At 56.6% G+C, this 1,034-nt stretch carries 1 rRNA gene; it reads right to left on the bottom strand.

The features are described 5' to 3' along the window. Positions 1 to 21 precede the first annotated feature (21 nt). Positions 22 to 1,034 (bottom strand): 23S ribosomal RNA (locus AB0435_RS34315); the annotation flags it as partial.

Raw genomic sequence — 1,034 nt, 5'->3', positions numbered from 1 at the left:
ACACAGTGGACGCGAGCAACTGAGGACAAGCCCTCGGCCTATTAGTACCAGTCAGCTCCAACCGTTACCGGTCTTCCACACCTGGCCTATCAACCCAGTCGTCTACTGGGAGCCTTAACCCCTCATGGGGGTGGGAGTCCTCATCTCGAAGCAGGCTTCCCGCTTAGATGCTTTCAGCGGTTATCCCTCCCGAACGTAGCCAACCAGCCATGCCCTTGGCAGGACAACTGGCACACCAGAGGTTCGTCCGTCCCGGTCCTCTCGTACTAGGGACAGCCCTTCTCAAGACTCCTACGCGCACAGCGGATAGGGACCGAACTGTCTCACGACGTTCTAAACCCAGCTCGCGTACCGCTTTAATGGGCGAACAGCCCAACCCTTGGGACCGACTCCAGCCCCAGGATGCGACGAGCCGACATCGAGGTGCCAAACCATCCCGTCGATATGGACTCTTGGGGAAGATCAGCCTGTTATCCCCGGGGTACCTTTTATCCGTTGAGCGACGGCGCTTCCACAAGCCACCGCCGGATCACTAGTCCCGACTTTCGTCCCTGCTCGACCCGTCGGTCTCACAGTCAAGCTCCCTTGTGCACTTACACTCAACACCTGATTGCCAACCAGGCTGAGGGAACCTTTGGGCGCCTCCGTTACTCTTTAGGAGGCAACCGCCCCAGTTAAACTACCCACCAGACACTGTCCCTGATCCGGATCACGGACCCAGGTTAGACATCCAGCACGACCAGAGTGGTATTTCAACGACGACTCCACGAACACTGGCGTGCCCGCTTCACAGTCTCCCACCTATCCTACACAAGCCGAACCGAACACCAATATCAAGCTATAGTAAAGGTCCCGGGGTCTTTCCGTCCTGCTGCGCGAAACGAGCATCTTTACTCGTAGTGCAATTTCACCGGGCCTATGGTTGAGACAGTCGAGAAGTCGTTACGCCATTCGTGCAGGTCGGAACTTACCCGACAAGGAATTTCGCTACCTTAGGATGGTTATAGTTACCACCGCCGTTTACTGGCGCTTAA

This window comes from Streptomyces sp. NPDC051173, from assembly GCF_040689515.1.
Classification (GTDB): domain Bacteria; phylum Actinomycetota; class Actinomycetes; order Streptomycetales; family Streptomycetaceae; genus Streptomyces.
This window is presented reverse-complemented; position numbering and strand designations above follow the sequence as displayed.